The organism is Pseudomonas sp. SDT291_1_S447 (assembly GCF_054070155.1).
In genome coordinates this window covers 1-208 of record NZ_JBSVXS010000499.1, presented here as the reverse complement: position 1 = coordinate 208, position 208 = coordinate 1, and the positions used below count along the sequence as shown (strand labels likewise).

Here is a 208-nt window from a genome sequence, read left to right as displayed (position 1 = left end):
AAGTAGTGGTAGTAGGCAGCTTGAACATGGACCTGGTGACCCGCGCCAGCCGGCTGCCGCGTGCCGGTGAAACGCTCATCGGGCAGACATTTTCCACCGTACCTGGCGGGAAGGGCGCGAACCAGGCGGTCGCTTCGGCGCGGCTGGGCGCTGAGGTTTCGATGATCGGCTGTGTGGGCACGGACGCCTATGGCACCCAATTGCGTGA

1 protein-coding gene is annotated in these 208 nt (G+C 64.4%); it reads left to right on the top strand.

What is annotated here, in order from left to right:
• The coding region (locus ACW9IR_RS30540) for a PfkB family carbohydrate kinase (RefSeq protein WP_457466345.1) at window positions 1–208 on the top strand (208 nt) is incomplete at both ends.